19 protein-coding genes and 1 pseudogene are annotated in these 19328 nt (G+C 36.7%); 3 read left to right on the top strand and 17 right to left on the bottom strand.

Translation table 11 applies throughout. From position 1 onward, the window contains the following. Positions 1-13 precede the first annotated feature (13 nt). The 7 genes from CWR45_RS11430 to CWR45_RS11460 all read right to left on the bottom strand — a co-directional run bounded on the left by CWR45_RS11430 (position 14) and on the right by CWR45_RS11460 (position 8666). On the bottom strand, positions 14-1957 hold the full coding sequence (locus CWR45_RS11430; protein WP_115749994.1) for a stage V sporulation protein D: 1944 nt from the start codon (positions 1955-1957) through the stop codon (positions 14-16). Between the two features lie 197 nt (positions 1958-2154). Next, complete coding sequence (locus CWR45_RS11435) at positions 2155-4383, bottom strand: penicillin-binding protein (RefSeq protein ID WP_115749995.1); 2229 nt, start codon at positions 4381-4383, stop codon at positions 2155-2157. Positions 4384-4398: 15 nt separating this feature from the next. Next, the gene (gene ftsL, locus CWR45_RS11440; protein ID WP_115749996.1) at positions 4399-4773 is read right to left on the bottom strand and encodes a cell division protein FtsL; all 375 of its coding nucleotides are present in this window, start codon (positions 4771-4773) and stop codon (positions 4399-4401) included. Beyond that, positions 4773-5750 carry a 16S rRNA (cytosine(1402)-N(4))-methyltransferase RsmH gene (gene rsmH, locus CWR45_RS11445; protein WP_115749997.1) on the bottom strand — a complete coding sequence of 326 codons (978 nt, stop codon included), beginning with the start codon at positions 5748-5750 and terminating at the stop codon, positions 4773-4775. Before rsmH ends, ftsL begins: the two co-directional genes overlap by 1 nt. A 45-nt stretch (positions 5751-5795) precedes the next feature. Next, positions 5796-6227, bottom strand: coding sequence for a division/cell wall cluster transcriptional repressor MraZ (gene mraZ / locus CWR45_RS11450; protein ID WP_115749998.1), 432 nt, complete (start codon positions 6225-6227; stop codon positions 5796-5798). Between the two features lie 325 nt (positions 6228-6552). Further along, positions 6553-8172: a bacillithiol biosynthesis cysteine-adding enzyme BshC gene (bshC, locus tag CWR45_RS11455; RefSeq protein ID WP_115749999.1), complete on the bottom strand. Its 1620-nt coding sequence runs from the start codon at positions 8170-8172 to the stop codon at positions 6553-6555. A 116-nt stretch (positions 8173-8288) separates the two neighbouring features. Then, positions 8289-8666, bottom strand: coding sequence for a DUF3397 domain-containing protein (locus CWR45_RS11460; RefSeq protein ID WP_115750000.1), 378 nt, complete (start codon positions 8664-8666; stop codon positions 8289-8291). Between the two features lie 274 nt (positions 8667-8940). Between CWR45_RS11460 and CWR45_RS11465 the strand changes: the two are divergent. Beyond that, positions 8941-9397: pseudogene (locus CWR45_RS11465) on the top strand (GNAT family N-acetyltransferase). 71 nt (positions 9398-9468) lie between these two features. On the opposite strand, the gene CWR45_RS11470 reads toward CWR45_RS11465, so the two are convergent. The 3 genes from CWR45_RS11470 to CWR45_RS11480 form a co-directional block, all read right to left on the bottom strand. After that, positions 9469-9948, bottom strand: coding sequence for an RsfA family transcriptional regulator (locus CWR45_RS11470; protein ID WP_115750001.1), 480 nt, complete (start codon positions 9946-9948; stop codon positions 9469-9471). A gap of 680 nt (positions 9949-10628) precedes the next feature. Continuing rightward, the gene (gene rpmF, locus CWR45_RS11475; protein ID WP_114916279.1) at positions 10629-10802 is read right to left on the bottom strand and encodes a 50S ribosomal protein L32; all 174 of its coding nucleotides are present in this window, start codon (positions 10800-10802) and stop codon (positions 10629-10631) included. A 45-nt stretch (positions 10803-10847) separates the two neighbouring features. Then, positions 10848-11375, bottom strand: a complete 528-nt coding sequence (locus CWR45_RS11480; protein WP_115750002.1) for a YceD family protein — start codon at positions 11373-11375, stop codon at positions 10848-10850. A gap of 216 nt (positions 11376-11591) precedes the next feature. Here CWR45_RS11480 and CWR45_RS11485 point away from each other — a divergent pair, with 216 nt between their 5' ends. Next, positions 11592-12803: a nucleotidyltransferase gene (locus CWR45_RS11485; protein ID WP_115750003.1), complete on the top strand. Its 1212-nt coding sequence runs from the start codon at positions 11592-11594 to the stop codon at positions 12801-12803. A 157-nt stretch (positions 12804-12960) separates the two neighbouring features. Here the strand turns inward: CWR45_RS11485 and CWR45_RS11490 are convergent, their stop codons facing one another. Next, positions 12961-13974 (bottom strand): SepM family pheromone-processing serine protease, encoded by a 1014-nt coding sequence (locus tag CWR45_RS11490; RefSeq protein ID WP_115750004.1) that lies wholly within the window; start codon positions 13972-13974, stop codon positions 12961-12963. Positions 13975-14431: 457 nt separating this feature from the next. Between CWR45_RS11490 and ylbJ the strand changes: the two genes are divergently transcribed. After that, positions 14432-15637 (top strand): sporulation integral membrane protein YlbJ, encoded by a 1206-nt coding sequence (gene ylbJ / locus CWR45_RS11495; protein ID WP_281271854.1) that lies wholly within the window; start codon positions 14432-14434, stop codon positions 15635-15637. Between the two features lie 52 nt (positions 15638-15689). On the opposite strand, the gene coaD is transcribed toward ylbJ, so the two are convergent. The 6 genes from coaD to ylbD all read right to left on the bottom strand — a co-directional run bounded on the left by coaD (position 15690) and on the right by ylbD (position 19095). Continuing rightward, positions 15690-16175: a pantetheine-phosphate adenylyltransferase gene (gene coaD, locus CWR45_RS11500; protein WP_115750005.1), complete on the bottom strand. Its 486-nt coding sequence runs from the start codon at positions 16173-16175 to the stop codon at positions 15690-15692. A 15-nt stretch (positions 16176-16190) separates the two neighbouring features. Further along, entirely contained in the window at positions 16191-16745 is a 555-nt protein-coding gene (gene rsmD / locus CWR45_RS11505; protein WP_115750006.1) for a 16S rRNA (guanine(966)-N(2))-methyltransferase RsmD, read from the bottom strand. 816 nt (positions 16746-17561) lie between these two features. After that, positions 17562-17843 (bottom strand): YlbG family protein, encoded by a 282-nt coding sequence (locus CWR45_RS11510; RefSeq protein WP_115750007.1) that lies wholly within the window; start codon positions 17841-17843, stop codon positions 17562-17564. 124 nt (positions 17844-17967) lie between these two features. Next, entirely contained in the window at positions 17968-18399 is a 432-nt protein-coding gene (locus tag CWR45_RS11515; RefSeq protein ID WP_115750008.1) for a YlbF/YmcA family competence regulator, read from the bottom strand. A gap of 61 nt (positions 18400-18460) precedes the next feature. Further along, positions 18461-18694 carry a YlbE-like family protein gene (locus CWR45_RS11520; protein ID WP_115750009.1) on the bottom strand — a complete coding sequence of 78 codons (234 nt, stop codon included), beginning with the start codon at positions 18692-18694 and terminating at the stop codon, positions 18461-18463. A gap of 11 nt (positions 18695-18705) precedes the next feature. Then, on the bottom strand, positions 18706-19095 hold the full coding sequence (ylbD, locus tag CWR45_RS11525; RefSeq protein WP_115750010.1) for a YlbD family protein: 390 nt from the start codon (positions 19093-19095) through the stop codon (positions 18706-18708). Positions 19096-19328 lie beyond the last annotated feature (233 nt).

Raw genomic sequence — 19328 nt, forward strand, 5'->3', positions numbered from 1 at the left:
ATGATAATAATCTCTATTCTGTCCCCTGGACCTTTTCATCCCCTAAATAAATTCTCACTTGTGCGCCTTCTTCCAGTTTCGAGCCAGGACTTGGAGCCTGATCGATAATATAATTTCCGGTTCCGCTAGCCTCTATCGATAGATTAATCATCATCTCTGCAATTTCGCTCTTCTTATGGCCAATCAGATCTGGCACCTCTACTTTAGGCTGTTCAGGCCAAAGGTATTCTTTTTCCAATCCGTCGGTTCTTGGCTCGACATCCATTGCCCTTAAACTATCACCAATGATGGAACCAACAATTGGCGCTGCAACGGTTCCACCAAATTGAACCGTATTTTTCGGATTATCTATCGCAACGTAGACAACAATCTCTGGATCATCTGCGGGAGCGAAACCGATAAAAGAAACGATATGATTATTTTGCATATACCTTCCGTCTGGCCCCACTTTTTGGGCAGTCCCCGTTTTTCCGCCTACCCGGTACCCTTCAACATATGCAGGTCTACCTGTCCCTTGTGCGACTACACTTTCAAGTGCATAACGAATTTCTTTAGATGTTGATTCTGAAATAACCCTCTCTTTTAAAACAGGTTCTACGGACTCAACTGTCTGCTCTGTTTTTGCATCAATCCATTCTTTCGCTATATGTGGTTCATACAAGTAACCACCATTCACTGCCGCAGCTACTGCCATTACTTGCTGGATTGGAGTTACAGATACTCCTTGACCAAATGCTGTCGTTGCAAGCTCAACAGGACCAACATTATCAAGTTTAAATAGGATTCCAGACCCTTCTCCTTGTAAATCTATCCCTGTTTTCTTACCAAATCCGAACTTATCAATATATGAAAATAGCTTCTCCTTACCAAGGTTCAATCCTAAATTTACAAACCCTGGATTACAAGAGTTCTGAACAACTTCCAAATAGGTTTGACTTCCATGACCTCCACGTTTCCAGCAATGAAGATGTGCACCACCAACCGCTATCTCGCCATCATCAAAGTAATGATCATTTTCTAAATCCACAATATTTTCTTCTAAAGCTGCAGCAAGTGTAATAATCTTGAATGTTGATCCTGGCTCATATGAACTCCAAATTGGTAAGTTACGGTCAAAAACTTCAGCATCCACTTCCTGGTAATTTTCCGGATTGAAATTAGGTCGGCTTGACATACCGAGTACGCCACCTGTTTTAGGATTGACAGCAATCGCAATTGCACCATCTGGATTAAATTTCGAAACAGCTAGATCAAGTTCCCTTTCCATAATTGTTTGGACTTTTGAATTAATCGTTGTCTTTAAATTAAATCCATCTTTTGGCGCTCTATAACTATCAGCTAAATCATCAAGTCTCCGTCCTTTTGCATCTGAGTAAAAAGATAAACTCCCTTTATCCCCGCTAAGTTGCTTATCATAATATAGCTCAAGACCCATCAGTCCTTGATTATCAATTCCAGCGAAGCCCAGCACATGGGATAAATAATTTCCATAAGGATAATGTCGTTTAGAATCTTTCGCAAGATAAACCCCGTCCATATTTAATGTACGGATTGCTAATTCTTGTTCTTCAGATATTTTAATACCTTCAGGGCGAATATTTACACTCGACCTTGATTTTGTAATCTGCTCATAAATCTTATCGGCAGATACATCTAACACACTTGCTAGTTTACTAGCTGTCTCTTCTGGTTCTTTAATTTGTCTAGGAACAACTACAATAGATGGTGCAGTTACATTCTCTGCTAGTATTTCCCCATCCTCATCTAAAATAAGTCCTCGTTCAGGCTCAAATACGATATCCCTTGTCCACAATTCATTCGCCTGTGCCATTAAACGATCACCAATAATGAATTGCACATAGCCTAAACGTATACAAATAATTGCTAAGACTATTAATCCAAAAAGAAAAACAGTGACTATTCTTTTTCTAACGACTATAGCAGATACATGTTTCATATTCCATCCTCTTTTCATAGGTAGGCTTGTATCCACTATATGAATGTCAAAAACTGAATAGAACACTGTTTCAGTAACAAAAGCGGAAGCGCCCGTACGGAAGTGAGGGAAGTCTCGCTATGTGCACGGACGCTAGAGCTGGATGTAGCTTCTCCTGTCATAGAAAGTAAATAGGTATGTTTCAGGAACTTTTAATATTACTCATTTCCATTCTCATCTTCTGGGTTTTCTGTTGTATCCGTCGGTTTCTCATCTTGTATAGTAGGAATCTTGAATTCTATTCCAAGATAATCATTTTCCTTGATTGGTGTACCTTCTTTAATGTTCTGAGTCACCGCAAAACCATTACCTAATATTTCTGTTTGTAATTTTAACAAGCCAGCTAATTCTAACGTATCACGTACCGACCAACCGATGATATTAGGCATCGTCGGCTTGTCAGTAACAAGCATAATCCGTTCTTGTGGTAGAACTTTATCACCCTCTTGAACATTGGATGAAACAATCTTACTTCCATTACCAATCGTTGTGACAGTTGCACCTTGGTCTGTTAAGTTTTTTGCAATATCTGTCGCCTTTTGATTCTTTAAGGTAGGGATTTCTACTAAATTAACAGTATCCTCAGAATCCTTATCAGGGTCGATATTAAGATAATGCAGGGCATTTTCCATTACGTTCGTAAAGATAAATGATACTGGCATTGATCCGGTTTCTGTCGCTTCTAGTTCTGGTTGTTGTACAGAAACATACATCATAAGCTGTGGATTATCAATTGGTGCCATTCCTAGAAATGAAAAAATGTAATTTTCCTTCCCAGTTAAATAGCCACCTTTAGGATTCGGAATTTGCGCAGTACCTGATTTCCCTCCAACTGAATAATCCTGCAATTCGTACCTTCCAGATGTTCCATCTTCAGAGGTGACCGTTGCTTCGAGTAATGAAAGGACTTGCTTTGCTGTCTCTTTAGAAATTGGTTCCCCTACAACATTCGGTGACTTCTCTTCAATTATGTCCCCACTTGTTGAATCAACAATTTTTTGAATAACATATGGTTGCAGCATTTTACCATTATTTGCAATTGCAGTTGCAGCCTTCATCTGCTGAATAGGTGTCAATGTTGTACCTTGTCCGAATGATGTTGTAATTTTTTCGAGAGGCCAGTTATAAAGAATATGTCCTGCCACTTCACCTGGTAAATCAATTCCTGTTTTTTTATCAAAATCAAATGCATGTAGATATTCAAGGTATTTATCAGCCCCTAGTTTTTCCCAAACTAGTTTCGCTGCAGCAACGTTCGATGAGCGTTCAAATCCTTCGTCATATGAAATCGTTCCCCAGCCTTTTCCATTATTATGATCATGGATCGGTACTATTTTTTCGTTTACCCGATAGCTACCAGATTGAAAGCCTTCACTACCATTATAGACACCTTCTTCGATTGCTGCCGCCCAAGTAAACATTTTCATCGTTGAACCAGGCTCAAATGGTGTTGAAACGGCATCATTATACCAATTTTCTACATTCGCTGGATTGTTTGGATTATAGCTCGGTCGACTGCTCATTGCTAGTACTTCTCCAGTCTTTGGATTCATAACTACTGCCGTTAAACGTTTAGGATTGTATTCTTCGTCTACTTCTGTAAGAACATCCTCTACAAGGGTTTGGATCTTCTGATCTAATGTTAAGTAAACATCATTTCCGTTCTCTGGTTCCTGGATAATCTCGTTTGGATTTAGCAGTCGGTTATTATATTTATCACGTTGGTAGGAGATAAATCCATTTTTCCCACCTAAAATATCGTTCATTTCATTTTCAATTCCCGCGATACCTGTTATTTCATTCTTTATTCCTTCTTCGTTTTGCACTTCAGTCTCTCTAGCGAAACCGATGATGTGAGACGCAAACATTCCATTTGGATAATATCTGATGGAGTCTTTTTCAAAATTAATACCTGGTAGTTTTAATTCGAGGATTTCATCTCGCTGTTGTTGCGATAGTTCATTCGCTATACTTCCAAATTCAACTTGGAAACGTTCATTTTCAATGCCATTCTGTAAAGGCGTTAATATATCATCCGTTTCTACTTCTAATACTTTTGCGATTGATTCTGCTGTTTTCTCTGGATTAGTTACATGTCTGGGTGTATCCGACTTTTCAGAGTGTTTTTTATCGACAATTGCATACATTCGAAAAATCGGTCGATCGTATGCTAAAGTCATCCCATTATTATCGTAGATTTTCCCACGTTCTGCATGCAATGGATATGAAGAAGTACGTTTTTGTTTAGCCCATTCATCTAAAGAAACACCGTCAACAACACCCGTTGCTTGTATATACATGAACCTTCCTGTCAAAACAATGAAGGCTATGACGAATAATGGGAGCAAGATTCCCGCTACTATGTGCGTTGTTTTATTTTTCCTCATCATGAATGCCCCTTGTTAATTGTTGAATGCGTGTGCCTGTTTCACTTCAGCGTCTTGGATTTTCAAACCATTTTTCTTTGCGATTTCAATGATTCGTTCGGGTCTGCTTAGCTCTTTCTTCTCGAATTGAAGCGCTTCGTTTTTAAGTTCGAGACTTTGTGCTGTTTTCTCTAATGTTTGCAACTCCCGATTTAGCGCATCAGTAGAGGAAGAAAAAGATACAATAAAAATGCATATTGCAACTAGAGCTACCGAAAAAATGGAATAAATAACTTTTTCACCTTTTGTAACCCAACCTTGTTTCTTTACTTTTACAGCTACTTTTTGTTCTTTTTTCGGCGCCTGCTGCGGACTTGATTGTTGCCAACTACGCGCATTACTTGTATTCATTATTTTTTCCACCCTTCCTCATAAGCAAATTCATTTCGCCAGTTATTTACTTTTTCTGTTATCCGTAGTTTTGCTGATCTAGATCTGCGATTGTCTTCTAATTCATTATCTCCCGCAATAATCGGTTTCTTCGTAATCAATTTAAATGGAGCTTTATGATCGTCTGGTAGAACAGGAAGATTTCTAGGAGTTTCTTTCGCCGTACTCCATTTCTTAAATGCCTGTTTACAAAGTCTGTCTTCTAATGAATGGAAAGTAATTACTACAATTCTCCCCTCGATGCTTATTACTCTTGCCGCTTGGTGTAATGCATCATTAAAAGCCTCAAGCTCATCATTTACAGCTATCCGCAACGCTTGGAAAATACGCTTTGCTGGATGTCCACCGGTTCTTCTTGCTGCTGCAGGAATCCCCTCTTTAATAATTTCGACTAATTCATGTGTCGAATTAATCGGTGCCGTTTCTCTGTATGATTCAATTTTTCTAGCAATTTGTTTAGAGAATTTCTCTTCTCCGTATTTGAAGAAAATTGAAACCAATTGATTGTACGACCATGTATTAACAATTTCAAATGCCGTCAATTCCTGCCTTTGATTCATTCTCATATCGAGGTGTGCATCATGCTGATAGCTAAAACCTCTTTCTCCTCTATCTAGCTGTGGAGATGAAACGCCTAAATCAAATAATATTCCATCAACATGCGTAATATTATGCTCAGAGAGTTTCTGTTCCAATCCACGGAAATTGGAGTGGATGAAAAGAATTTTATCTTGATACTTCTCCAGTCTCTCTTTTGCTGCAGCAAGTGCATCTAGATCTTGATCAAATGCAATTAATAGTCCATCTTCATTTAATCTTGATGCAATTACTTCTGAATGACCGCCACCGCCAACTGTGCAATCGACATATGTACCACTTGGTTTAATAGCAAGTCCGTTAATTGTTTCTTCTTTAAGTACACTATAATGTTCAAACATTTAAATAATCCACCCACTTTTCTTTAATAAGCTTCCGCATTTAGCTTAAATATCAAAATCCATTAGATTCTCGGCTATCTCAGCAAATGATTCTTCAGAAGTTGAAACATATTCCTGCCAATTATCATTCGACCAAATTTCAATTCGGTTTGATACTCCAATTACTGCACACTCTTTTTCAAGAACAGCATAATTTCTAAGTGTTTGCGGAATGTTTATTCTTCCCTGTTTATCGACTTCGCATTCAACTGCTCCAGAAAAGAAAAACCGGGTGAATGCTCTAGCATCTTTTTTTGTTAAAGGGAGTTTCTTTAACTTATCCTCGAGAATTTTCCATTCATCCATTGGATAAGCAAATAGACACTTATCAAGTCCACGGGTCACAACAAAAGATTCTCCAAGCTCATCACGGAACTTAGAAGGGACGATTATTCGACCTTTTAAATCAATGTTATGTTGGTATTCTCCCATGAACATATAGTACGCCCCACTTTCTATTTTTTATATTACCACATCCCCCCACTCTTCACCACCCATTTCTCAAAAATAGTAATCTTACATTTAATACTAGACTTATTCACCTAATTTTTTCCATATAAAAAGCTGCCAAACCAAGGTTTGACAGCTTTTTATTAAAATATTATTACAAAGTGGAGGATGGTGGGGGTAATTTCCCAAAATGCTACTTAATCGTATTTAAAATAGGATTAGATTTTATGTCAGTGACTAGTCGATATAAGTCGCTCCATACATTTACTAATCTTCGTTCCCGCCTGCCTTTTTCCGCAGACAATTCTTCGGATTATATGTAAACGATATAATGATCTTCTTTAAACGAATAGGATTGCTTCAACGTTTCCTTCACAAACCCTCTACCATATTTATTAAGATATGGTAAGGGATTCCACATCCGTTCCTGAAGTCCGCCCTCAGGATGTAAAGCTAAATTGATTTGATCCAGATCAGAAATCTCTAATGCATATTTTTCTTTTATTGCACTTACAATTCTTTTTTCTAAAAACTCTACATCACGATGTATTTGCAGTAAATTCTTATTTGCTAATTCACTTAGATCTGCCCGTAACTCAGTAGCGATATCTCTTAATGGTTTATGCGCTTGATCTATAACGGCCTTTAATTCATCAGCTAATTTCTGTACAGGAGGATTAACCTTCCCTGCTAGCCAATCATTTTTAAAATCGTTTAGACCATAATTTACAATGTCTTCAATCTCTAAATCATATTTTTCTATCCTTTTTTCTAAATTGCGCTCAACATAGGTTAGGGATAATCGCGGGACTACCGGCGGCATAGTTATCCCAAGTGCATGAAAAGCAGACTTCAATTGCGCCCAGTAACTAATTTCTCCAGGACCTCCAATAAATGCTAAGGAAGGAAATAATAATTCTTGCATTAAAGGTCGTGTGACAACATTGTTACTTAATAAAGACGGTGTATCTTTAGCTATACCTATTAATTCCTCTGTTGAAAAGGTTACCTCTTCTTGCTTTCCAATCCATTCCTGATTCTCATTTCGAGTCAGTAAAATCCGTTCATTATTTTTATGGTAAAAGAGATTCACATCATCAAGTGTAACATCCAGTCCGAGAGGATATTGTTCTTGCTTTAATTCCGCTGACGTCCGAAATACACCAGAACTAATCTTCGGTTGTGCCTCAATCATATGAACAAAGTGTTCTTTCTCAATTTCTCGAACTAGTGGATGAGCAGAGTCAACTAACACTACCCCTTCATCATCAAACAATTGGAAAATAACACGCGCAAAGAAATCCGTATATGTAGTAGATTTTTCTAAACAAGCATTCATCGTGTCGTACAAGTCCTTTGTATATTCGCTTTCCATTAATTGAACAAATAGATTATCCAGCCACTCCTTCATTAGTTTTTCATCCAACGAAATGTTAGAAACAGATCGTTTCTCGATATTCTGTTGTGCCACTTTATACTTTTTCAATCGGTTCGCTGCTGGTAAATGAATATGGTTCATTTCCTCAAAATCATGATCTTCACCAGCAATCCAAAACACTGGGATAACTGGAATATTTAATTCTGATTCCTGTTGTTTAGCAAGCTGAATGATCGAAATAACCTTATTGATTGTATACAATGGACCCGTTAATAATCCAGCTTGCTGTCCCCCAATTACGACTACACTGTTTTCCTGCTTTAGTCTTTCAATATTATTGAATGTTGAGACCGGCGCTCCCCATTCCTCATTGATTTTATTTAAGACTCTGGTTAAACGACTGCGATTAAACGTACGCTCTGTTAAATTCTGGATTCGCTGCTGATAATTATCAAACGGGTGATAATCAAAAAACTGCATAATCTCTGGTTTATTATTTCGGTAATCATTTATAAGTTTTGCTTGTTTCGTCAACTTTATCGGGTCAATCCACATAAATTCCTTGCTCCTTTTGTAACATTTATCAACTGAGTGTATTGTACAATGTTTCCTAAAGTATTTCACGTATTCTGTTTAAGGATAAACCTGATCTGACTTTGTATCGCTTAATATTACATAAATTCTATAATGATTCCAATAATAACGAGGCAAATATATAAGATTAGAAAAAGCAGAAAACATATTCGCCAAACTAGTTTGAATGCCTTCGTAACTTTCACTTCCGTATTGAATTTCCATTGCAGATATATAAACAATCCCAATAAAAGGAGAAAGAAGACTAAAACGATGCCGATAACATGGAGATCAAACGTCATGTCTAATATTAATATTACAGCCATTATATAAAAAATGGTTGACCAATTCACCGCAGCGTGAACTGCTTTCCAAACTGGTTGATGAAATTTAATAGAAAGAAAATAAATCACTGTTGTTAGAAACATTGGAACTGTCATTAAAAATGCGATTATATAGATGATAACATCGACCATTATTTTGATTTAACTCCTTTATCCTCTTTACTCCTACAGTAGGAGAATCGATTATGTCCTATTTATTCATACTAAAGTGCTGTTACAATTCTAATATATTGTACCAAATAGATTTATCTTTAGGGTAAAAATATTGAACTAATTTCTATAATAGACTTTAATTTCAAAATAATTGATTCTATATTATAATAAAATAAAACATAAACTCCTTTATAATCACTCACTTTAGAGAACGCTTACTTTCGATGTGTTATATGTTAGGGGATGAAACAAGGTGAAGATAGACAACCTCCTGATTAATTATAAAACCTTCGAGAAGTTTAAGCATTTTAATGAATATGGTCATCAATGATCGAGGATTTACAGAATAATTTAGTTGAAAATGATAGCAAATCTCCTTTTTATGGAATTTACTATGGTGAGAATCTCATTGCTAGAATGAGTTTATATGAAGTAAAAGCGAAGTATAATCAATACTTTTTTTCTAAACACATTTAACACTATGGAAGCTTGAAGTGTTAGCGAATTTTCAAAGGAATGGCGATGGAAAGAAATTAATAAATTTTGCTAAATCATTTAATAAGCCATTTTCAACCAAACCAAGAATTAACTCTCATTCCTTTTGGAAAAAGATGGGGTTTCAAAAAACGCATTACGAATTGGAAAGGGACTTAGGTGAGAACCCGTTAATTTGGCTGCCTGAAGGTGTTCTAGAGAAGGAATGGGTTTGAAGATAGGTTTGTACTTATGAAATTATACAAAAGACATGAAGCCATTATGTGCATTCATGTCTTTTTTCGGTTTAGTCATTTTCCGTATGCTTTACCCAGCCCCAGAGTTTCCCCATTTCTTCCCACGCATGATCATATCTTAGTAGTGCTTCCTTCAATTGCTTATTCTCTAATTCTAATGTAACTACCTTTTCTTGCTCCTTTTGCAGTATGTTATGTTCATCAGGGTACTTAGTTCTCATCTTCTCTAATAATAAAATTGCAGAATCTATCGTATCAAGCTCCGGATTCTCTGGTTTCACAAATTTCCAAATATCTTTTCTACCTCCGTGCTTCCTCTCCTCTTTCGCTAACTGAATTGCATCTTGATATTGTTTACGGATTGTTGCATTCCATCTAAATCCACATGCTGCAGATGTACGCGACAACCCTTCCGCTACTTCCTTAAACGCCTCTAGCTGCGTCTTTCCCTCTCTAATATAGCGTAATACCGTCTCTGCCAACAGAATATCTTCATCCTTCGTCCAAGCATCCTGACGCGTCTCGTTCATTACACCCCTCCTTATCACTTTGGTATCAATGTATGCAAAAAGTAGGAAAGCTAGAATACATGTTTACATTTATATGTAAAAATAGGCTGTATTCTAAAATTAAATTGCTTTTTACAGGAAAAACTGAGATGTCACTATTACTTGAAGTAACAGCCCCAACTCTTCAGATAAAGCGAGGAATTTTTAAAGCAACCTTATGTGGCAATTGATGGATAGTAGTTTGAAGTTGATATAAAGTGCGAACAAGTGACAAGTATTGATTTCAGATTTAGACAGCAATTTTTATTCACTCGCGATACCTCAGTATTTCCCTACAAACTACGTCGGTTTGCTAGTGGTTAAGGCATTCTATTGTAGTTAACTTCTACACTATCCCCGCGGAAGAAATACACGGAGACTCCTCGAAAATAAAGTTCTTGTCTGATTGCGATGTAACGCTGCCGAAGTCTTCCTTGTCCTGCGGGAAGATGAGCCTAGGTGAGACTCTGATGTGCCAGGGCACAAAGAGGCTCACCAGCACCCTGCGGAAAACGTAGTGTATTTCTGGAGCGATTGGCCCGAAAACCCCTATTTCATTAATGTAGTCCGCACTATATTTAAATACCAGCAAATGAATCGGAGACGAAAATAAAAAGACAGACCACAAAAGTGATCTGCCTTTTTATTATTATTTTAGAAGATTAGTTAGCAACTACTTCTTTACCATCGTAATGTCCGCAAGATTTGCAAACGTGGTGTGATTTAGTTAATTCTCCACAATTTGAACATTCTACCATGCCAGGTACAAGTAATTTCTTGTGTGTACGACGTTGATTTTTAACTTTTTTAGACGTTCTTTGTTTAGGTACTGCCACGACAAACACCTCCTTCAAATGAAAGCAAAGTTTGAATGTTGATTCTTATTTGTCTTTCTGTTTATTTTCAAGTAATGACGCCAATTTTTGAAAACGTGGATCTATCGTTTTTTCTTTCTTTTCTTCTAAAACATATTCCCAGTCCCGCCCTTTAATTGGAGCAGCGTTTTCAGGGTTTGCTTCTTCAGAAAATACACGAAAAGGAATTTCTAATAAAATATTTTCCTTTATATATGGAGTTAAGTCAAGCACATCTCCATTTACTGGATGAATTTCATCTTCCTCTTCTTCACTATAATAAGATGATGTGGTGAAAACCTCTGTCGCTTTAATCTTAAACGAATAAGGAACATCCACTAGTGTACGTGCACAAGGTAAAATCATTTCTCCTTCAATTGTAAAGGAGCATAAAATTTGTTCCCCTTGTTCGCTACAATTCCCGTATACTCTTACAGGTTGTATTTTACGTATATCATTATTCATCGTTTCCAGTTCCGAAACATCCACATAATCATCAAATTTGAAAGGTTCATTATAAGCACTTTTTTTAATTTGGCTTAATGGAAATTTCATTATTATCACCTCAAGGCAACAAGAGTAATTTTAAAAGAAAAATGTACTTTTGTCAACATATTTTCTTTACAGATACTTTATCACACTTCTGCTATTTTTGCATGAAACTTATTATAAGCTTAACATTTATCCAATTAGCATGTATATTGCGATTAAAGATGTTTTTAACACTCTTTTTTGATACAATAATTTCATTATACTATAGGAGCTGAATGTATGAAAGCCACTGGCCTAATTGTTGAATATAATCCATTCCATAATGGACATGTCTATCATATAGAAGAATCAAAAACTGCTACGAACGCGGATTGCACCATCGCTGTTATGAGCGGTAATTTCCTACAACGTGGAGAACCGGCGATTATCGATAAATACCATCGAACGAAAGCTGCACTCCAATCCGGCATTGATATTGTCCTCGAGCTCCCTTATGCATTTGCAGTTCAAAATAGTGATATATTTGCACATGGTGCTGTACATACCCTTAACGAGATCGGTGTATCTAGCATATGTTTCGGTAGTGAGTCCGGAAGTATCTCCCCTTTCCTAAACAGCTACACAACAATGAAGAACAATGAAGACATCTATAATACCACATTGAAACATGCTCTAGCAGAGGGAAAATCTTTTCCAGAGGCAAGTAGAGATGCATATCAAGAGATTAACTTAGCATCAAGTGACATAGATCTTGCAAAACCAAATAATATTCTTGGATTCAGCTACGTGAAATCAATATTGAATAATGAATTACCTATTGAACCGATTACGATTAAAAGGACAAATAATAATTTTCATGACGAATTAATTACTAGTGATATCGCTAGTGCAACAAGTATCCGAAAACAGTTAATCGAACAAAATGAGCTTTCAATTGCAATTCAACAAGCTATCCCTAAAGCAACAGCAATTCAGTTACAATCTTATAAAAATATTGCATCCTTTTGGCATACGTGGGAACTTTACTTTCCGCTCCTGCATTATCGAGTTATGACAATGCCTTTAGAGGAATTAGGCATGATTCACGGTGTTGATGAAGGATTAGAGCATCGGATAAAGAAAACTGCAAAACAGGCAACTTCATTCGAACAATGGGTGACATTGATTAAAACGAAACGTTATACGTGGACAAGAATTCAACGACTGTTCGTTCATCTCTTGACCAATACGAAAAGGTCGGAGATTACATCGATCATCAACCTTCCGACTGTCCCCTACGTCCGAGTACTCGGATTAACAAAAACAGGGCAGCATTATCTAAACAAAAGAAAAAAGGAAATACAAGTTCCAATTGTTTCAAATATTAAGCGTGATGCACCAACATTAATGAAGTTAGAAGAAAGAGCAAGTTATGCTTATTATAGTATTCTCCCACCTGAAGCAAGAATACAGGCAATCAAGCAAGAGTATAAAGGTCCAGTTGTATATTAAGGAAATTAAATAAAATCGACCCTCCACAGAGTAGGTCGATTTTATTTTTACTTATAAACCCTTTGTATATGATTTGTAATTTAACTTAATTTAAAGCTTTGCTTTCTAACTATCGTAGGAAGAGTAAAAGTCTTCCAGAAATCACCCTACTTACAAATTATAGATTTTCTAAGTATTCGAGTGCCTCTGCAAACGTATCTACCGGTACTATCTTCATATCTGTGCCTATTTCCTCTGCCGTTCGTTTTGCAAGTTGATAATTGGAATCAATTGCCCCATTTTCATTTGGAGCAAAGAAGATATCAATCCCTTCTTTGTCAGCAGCAACAATTTTCTTATCAATTCCACCGATTCTTAGTACATTGCCATCATAATCGATTTCACCCGTACCGGCAATTTGATATCCTTTCGTCAAATCATCTTCTGTTAGTTGATCATATATTTCAAGTGAAAACATAAGTCCTGCGCTAGGTCCTCCAATATTACCGCTTGAAAATTCTATTTCTGGCTCAACTGAGACACTCCTGTCAGTCACTAAGCTAATGCCAATTCCAACTTTATTATCGATTTCATTAAAAGCTTTCAACGTTACATCTGTTGTCATTTTTTTATTTTCACGTTCAAAATCTATTGTAATCGTGTCTCCTGCTTTTTTCGCTTCTATATACTGGACTAATTGCTCAGATTCTTGTATCCCTGCTCCATCAACCCCAGTTATCAAATCGCCAACAAATAATTTCCCCTCTGCAGGCATTCCTTCGATAACAGAAGCAACATAAACACCGTTATATGAAATTGTTATGTCCTCTCCTGCCGCTTGATACGCAACAACAGTCGCCGCTTCCTGTGAGTTTTCCATCACTTGAAGTTGCGCCTGCATGTATTCGTTCTGTGAAGTTCCTTTAGGAAATACTTTGTCGATTGGCAATATTTCATTGTGAGGCGTAACTTTGGCCCATATATATTGCAATGGCGTTGCTTGTAGTCCGCTGACCGTTACTAGATGCATGTCGCCCTCACTTTCAAATCCACCAGTAACTTTGATGATCGGGTTTAGAGCATCTGCTCCACCTGGTTTTTGAATATAGTAAGGTAGTTGATATCCTGCTATTAAATAAGCAACTACAATGATTAGGACAAAGTAAATAATATTTTTCTTCGTAATATTCATTATTTCGCTAATGCTCCTTCCAAAGTAAACGACCAAAATGACTTGCCGACTATAAATAAAACATTATTTGCTAATTCATACGATTGATAAACACATTATCAGCAGGGCCTGAAAAAAGTGTATGTCATAAACAACCTCTCTATGTGCGTATATTAGTAAAGAACTTGTACATAACATGTTTCTTTTTGACCTATATGATACCCTAAGCGTAAAAATGATGATATAGGACGGATGTGAAAACGAAACAATTCGTAGTGATTTAGCTAATTCATTTATCATTGAATGTAGATAATAGTAAGACTTCAGCAAAATGAAGTTTTAAATTATTACAAGCTAAAATTTATTTTACTACTAAGCGAATTAGATGTACAGAACTTGGGTTGGTAAGCCCGCTCAAAAAATCACTTGATACACGTAATCGTATTGGCACCACTTTATAGACGTAGGGGGATTCCCATTGATACAAATTATTAAAACATTGCTCTTTTCAGGAATGACTATTTTCATAATGATTTCACTAATTCAGTTTCCAGATCAGGCACTGGAAGCTAGTATTAGAGGATTAAATTTATGGTGGGAAGTAGTTTTCCCATCGCTGTTGCCATTTTTCATCACGGCCGAGCTATTACTAGCATTTGGGGTTGTAAACTTCATAGGGGTATTGTTTGAGCCGATTATGCGTCCGTTATTTAATATCCCTGGTGTAGGAAGTTTTGGCTGGATGATGGGTATGGCTAGCGGCTATCCAACAGGTGCAAAAATTGCGGCTCGACTACGAGAAGAAGGCCAACTTACACAAATTGAAGCAGAAAGACTAGTCGCATTTACAAATAATTCGAGTCCATTATTTATCTTCGGCGCTATTTCTGTCGGTTTTTTTCACGATGCATCTTTAGGAGTTTTAATCGCTGTTTGCCACTATACAAGTAACGCAATCGTAGGTATTGTCATGCGATTTCACGGGAGGAGCAAGAAGAAAATACTGCGGGAGAAGCGAGAGAGAGTTTCCTTGACAACAGCTTTCAAAGCAATGCACCGAACAAGATTAAAAGACAAAAGACCATTTGGAGAAATTCTAGGAGATGCAGTTCTAAATTCGATTAAAACGTTAATCATGGTCGGCGGGTTTATTACCTTATTCTCTGTCTTAATCAAACTACTCTTCTTAGTTGGAGTTACTCCAGCAATAGCAGGATTATTCAAAGTCGCCTTATCATTGTTCAGTCTGCCAATTGAATTTGCACTTCCTTTTTTATCAGGATTATTCGAAATAACAATCGGTGCCAATATGATTACCCAAATTACAACCGAATCATTATTGCCACAATTAATCCTTATTAGCTTTATTCTTGGATTTAACGGTTTTTCTATACAAGCCCAGGTTGCTAGTATATTAGCTAAAACGGATATTCGTTTCTTACCGTATTTCTTTGCACGTTTATTACATGGAACCCTCGCAAGTATATTAACAATTATTCTGTACAAGCCTCTCTATCTTAATAAAGAAACTTCCCAGACAAGTGTCCCCGCATCACAAGCGTCAGATAATAATATAGGGAATTATATATTGGATTTAGTTACGCAAAACGGTGCATTATTAACTTTCTTCTCCCTAGGAATAGCAATCATCATTCTTTATCGGAGAAATATGAAGAAGCAATAGAAGGCATAAATAAACAACACTCTAACTGATAGCTAGAGTGTTGTTTATTACATTAGCGATGACCAAATTTCTCTTTCAGTGCTTCGAGAACTACATCTGGTACCAATCCTGAAATATCACCATTATACTTCGCAATTTCCTTCACAATACTTGAGCTTAGGAAGGAATATTGATTATTCGTCATAATAAAAAACGTTTCCACATCTTGATTAAGCTTTCGATTCATCGATGTTACTTGCATTTCATATTCAAAATCACTTACAGCTCTTAATCCACGAACTACTGCGTTCGCTTTGTTTTCACGAGCGTAATCCATTAGCAGGTGATCCGAGGAATCAACCGTAACATTCGGTAAATGCTTTGTGGACTCTCGCATTAAATGGATTCTTTCTTCTACCGTAAACAATGGTGACTTAGATTGATTATTAAAAACTGTAACTATTACATTCTCAAAGATTTTTGCGCCTCTAGTAATAATATCCAAATGTCCATTCGTTATTGGATCAAAGCTTCCCGGACAAATCGCCAATTTTCCCATGATGCCAACTCCTTTTCAATTCCTTTGATAAATTGTTATCCCAATAGTTCCTCCATAATTTTCATGTTTAATAAGGGATAATGGGCCATAACTTGCTGCTAGCTCATCTTCTAAATCATGTTCACAATATATAATTCCATTTTTTTTGATTAAGTTAGATTCGATAATTTGTTTTAAGACCTTGTCGTATTCAACTTTTTTATATGGCGGATCCAGTAAGATTAAATCGAATTGTAAATCACGTTTCGCTATCGCTTTTAGTGCACGAACAGCGTCTGTTCGAAATAATTCTACTTTGTCCTCTATTTTTACCGTTTTTACATTGTCTGAAATAGTATGTATCGCTTTGGGGTTTTTATCAACAAATATACCTGAATCCATTCCCCTACTAATCGCTTCAATCCCTAACGAGCCGCTTCCTGCAAATAGATCAAGTACTGCTCCACCCTCAAAGAATGGTCCCATGACTTGAAATACCGCCTCTTTTACCTTATCGGTTGTCGGCCTTGTTGATTTACCAGGAACAGCTTTTAATTGTCTTCCTTTAAATTCACCTGCTATAACCCGCATGTCATCACCTCGATATCCTACTAATCAAAATTAATATTACCACAAACGACAATTATGTTCAGTAGAACGATTTCCTAGCTCACACTTCTCTAAGAAAAATTCACCTGTTTAGGTATATTATTTTTCCCTTTGTACATAATAACATAATGATTCAACTAACTGTTAGCTTGGTTGTTTCAATACGGAGAGGAACTTATACTTCCCCATAAGTTCTTCTTCGGTTTCTCCTCTCCCTTTACCTATATGTTTTTTATACTAAAAACATATAGGACCTGCAGAGTCATCTCTGCAGGATTTTTCTTTTTCTAGACATAATTAATCATTTTTTACCATTAATATTAACTACGAACTAGGAGCAATGTTGATTTTCACTGCGGACAGTCGTGAACCTTAGGGCTCAACATCTTCGTTGTTCCCGCAGGAGTCTCCTGTCCTACGCTAAAATCAACGGCCATGATAGAGGAATTGCCCTCTCGCCTTATATCACAGATAGAAAGATGACAGTAATTGCAAAATCCCTAGCGGAAGAAATACACGGAGACTCCTCGAAAATAAAGAACGATTTGTCTAATTGCGATGTAACGCTGCCGAAGCTTTCATTGTCCTGCGGGAGGTAGAGCCTCGGCGAGACTTCGAAGTGCGCAGCACAAGAAGGCTCGCCAGCTCCCCGCGGAAAGCGTAGTGTATTACTGGAGCGGTCGGTCCATGAGCATTGAGCTTCTTAAGTTACGTCGCACTTTATATCAACTATTCGCTACCTTCTATTTTTAAAAGCAAAAAAAATAACCATTGTAGGTAAAGTCACTACAATGGCTTTTATATCCCCATTTTATAATCATAATCATATTGCTTTGCTTCATCAGGTTTCGCATTTTCATAGTCGGTCTTAATGAATGGCTTATATGACTTTTCTACTTTAGAAACAAATGGTAGTTTTAATAATTTATATTCGATTTTGTCTAATTCTACTTGGTCAACATAAATAACAGCATATTTTAATTTCTTTGATACATAGATCAAGTTACCAAAACGCTTAATTTGTTTAATATTCTTCGTATGTTGAAACCACACGATAATCCCTTGCCGTTCTGTTCTCATACCCTGCCCTCCCTATTACTTTTCAAATAGGATTCTCAACAATATTATGTACTTCAAACGTTCGTTCTATTTTAATAGTCAGATTCAATCAACTATCTAAGCTATAAGATAGTTGATTAAATCATTAATGTGAGCAACCACATGCGCCGCCATGACCACAGCCACTATCTGTTAATGCTGCTCCGTCCTTTGGTGCTTTGATTTGTTCACTTACACTTAATGCAACATAGCTACTGATTTCATCTAGCAAATTTTGCAAGTTACGTTCAGCAACTTTAAACATTGCAACCTTCTCGTTCATATCCATTTCCCTTTTGGCAGAACGAACCTTCTTCATTATTTCGTTATAATCTGGATGATATCTTCCAAACCTCTGAATATCATCATAATGTTGTTTCATATCTGTAAAAGCACGAATCAGTTCTTGTGCTTCAGTATCTTCATAAAGTGCAACTTGTCTGTTCTTATAATCATCCATAACTTCAGAATCCATGATCATCTTACCAAGTTGCTCTGATTGATCGAGAATATCAACATATTCTAATGTTGCAATCAAGATTAACACCCCCAATTAGTATATTACCATTTTAAGTTGTGAATGAAAATAACTTGGCTCATTAATCTTTCATTGCATCCGCAAATTGCATTAGCATCCCGACCATTTGAATATTATTGCTGATCTTTTCCAATCGTTGTGGAAATGTTTTCCCGTAAAATTTCTTTGCTTCTTTTTCCATTTCTAAAACACGATTCGGGTCTCGTGATAAGTAGCGATACCATATAGGATTATAACGAATATAGTTAGCTAATTGACGATTTCCGCTAATATATTGATAACTATATTGATCCACCGTACCACTCCTTAATCATGAAACCAGTTAAATGGATCCTTTGTTTGTTCACTTGGCTTTTTTGATTGTTGATATTGACTAATGACTTCTTGAATGGTGGAAATTGTGTTGCTTAGTTGCTGCACCTGACCTTGTACCTTGTTTATATCGAAATTTTCGGTAAGCTTCATAAGTTGGCTCATTAGCTCAAAATTTTTCTCGTCGCTTTTTTTTTCATTCTCTTTTGTTGGCTCTTCCTTATATTGTTCCCAATGTGGATCATCTTCACCAAGAAGAACCCACTTCTCATAATATTCTTGCCATGATTTTCCACTTTTTCTTACTTCTTTAATTAAAGATGGATGTGCATTAATAAATTCTTTGAATGCAAGCACCGTTGGATTCAGATGTTCTACTTCCATAATATTCACCCCACATAAATCGTTCTTTTATAGAGGATGTTTCAAAAAGTCCGGTAAAAATGACACATCGAATTTCTTCGTTGGCTCGCTTTTCCGTTCCTTGGAAAAGAAAAAAAGCTTTTACTGCGTGCAGAATCGTTCGCTCACGTATTAATAGCATACGTTCCGCTACTCAAAGCTACGCCGCCTCGAACTTCTCGGTCCTTTTATCCTCCTTTTTAAACACGCACTTA

The organism is Oceanobacillus chungangensis, from assembly GCF_003369565.1.
Taxonomy (GTDB): Bacteria; Bacillota; Bacilli; order Bacillales; family Amphibacillaceae; genus Oceanobacillus; species Oceanobacillus chungangensis.

Excerpts from the sequence above, each read along its gene's own strand:
- CWR45_RS11430 (WP_115749994.1), bottom strand. The coding sequence starts at position 1,957 with ATGAAACATGTATCTGCTATAGTCGTTAGAAAAAGAATAGTCACTGTT.
- CWR45_RS11435 (WP_115749995.1), bottom strand. The coding sequence starts at position 4,383 with ATGAGGAAAAATAAAACAACGCACATAGTAGCGGGAATCTTGCTCCCA.
- ftsL (WP_115749996.1), bottom strand. The coding sequence starts at position 4,773 with ATGAATACAAGTAATGCGCGTAGTTGGCAACAATCAAGTCCGCAGCAG.
- rsmH (WP_115749997.1), bottom strand. The coding sequence starts at position 5,750 with ATGTTTGAACATTATAGTGTACTTAAAGAAGAAACAATTAACGGACTT.
- mraZ (WP_115749998.1), bottom strand. The coding sequence starts at position 6,227 with ATGTTCATGGGAGAATACCAACATAACATTGATTTAAAAGGTCGAATA.
- bshC (WP_115749999.1), bottom strand. The coding sequence starts at position 8,172 with ATGTGGATTGACCCGATAAAGTTGACGAAACAAGCAAAACTTATAAAT.
- CWR45_RS11460 (WP_115750000.1), bottom strand. The coding sequence starts at position 8,666 with ATGGTCGATGTTATCATCTATATAATCGCATTTTTAATGACAGTTCCA.
- CWR45_RS11470 (WP_115750001.1), bottom strand. The coding sequence starts at position 9,948 with ATGAACGAGACGCGTCAGGATGCTTGGACGAAGGATGAAGATATTCTG.
- CWR45_RS11480 (WP_115750002.1), bottom strand. The coding sequence starts at position 11,375 with ATGAAATTTCCATTAAGCCAAATTAAAAAAAGTGCTTATAATGAACCT.
- CWR45_RS11485 (WP_115750003.1), top strand. The coding sequence starts at position 11,592 with ATGAAAGCCACTGGCCTAATTGTTGAATATAATCCATTCCATAATGGA.
- CWR45_RS11490 (WP_115750004.1), bottom strand. The coding sequence starts at position 13,974 with ATGAATATTACGAAGAAAAATATTATTTACTTTGTCCTAATCATTGTA.
- coaD (WP_115750005.1), bottom strand. The coding sequence starts at position 16,175 with ATGGGAAAATTGGCGATTTGTCCGGGAAGCTTTGATCCAATAACGAAT.
- rsmD (WP_115750006.1), bottom strand. The coding sequence starts at position 16,745 with ATGCGGGTTATAGCAGGTGAATTTAAAGGAAGACAATTAAAAGCTGTT.
- CWR45_RS11510 (WP_115750007.1), bottom strand. The coding sequence starts at position 17,843 with ATGAGAACAGAACGGCAAGGGATTATCGTGTGGTTTCAACATACGAAG.
- ylbD (WP_115750010.1), bottom strand. The coding sequence starts at position 19,095 with ATGGAAGTAGAACATCTGAATCCAACGGTGCTTGCATTCAAAGAATTT.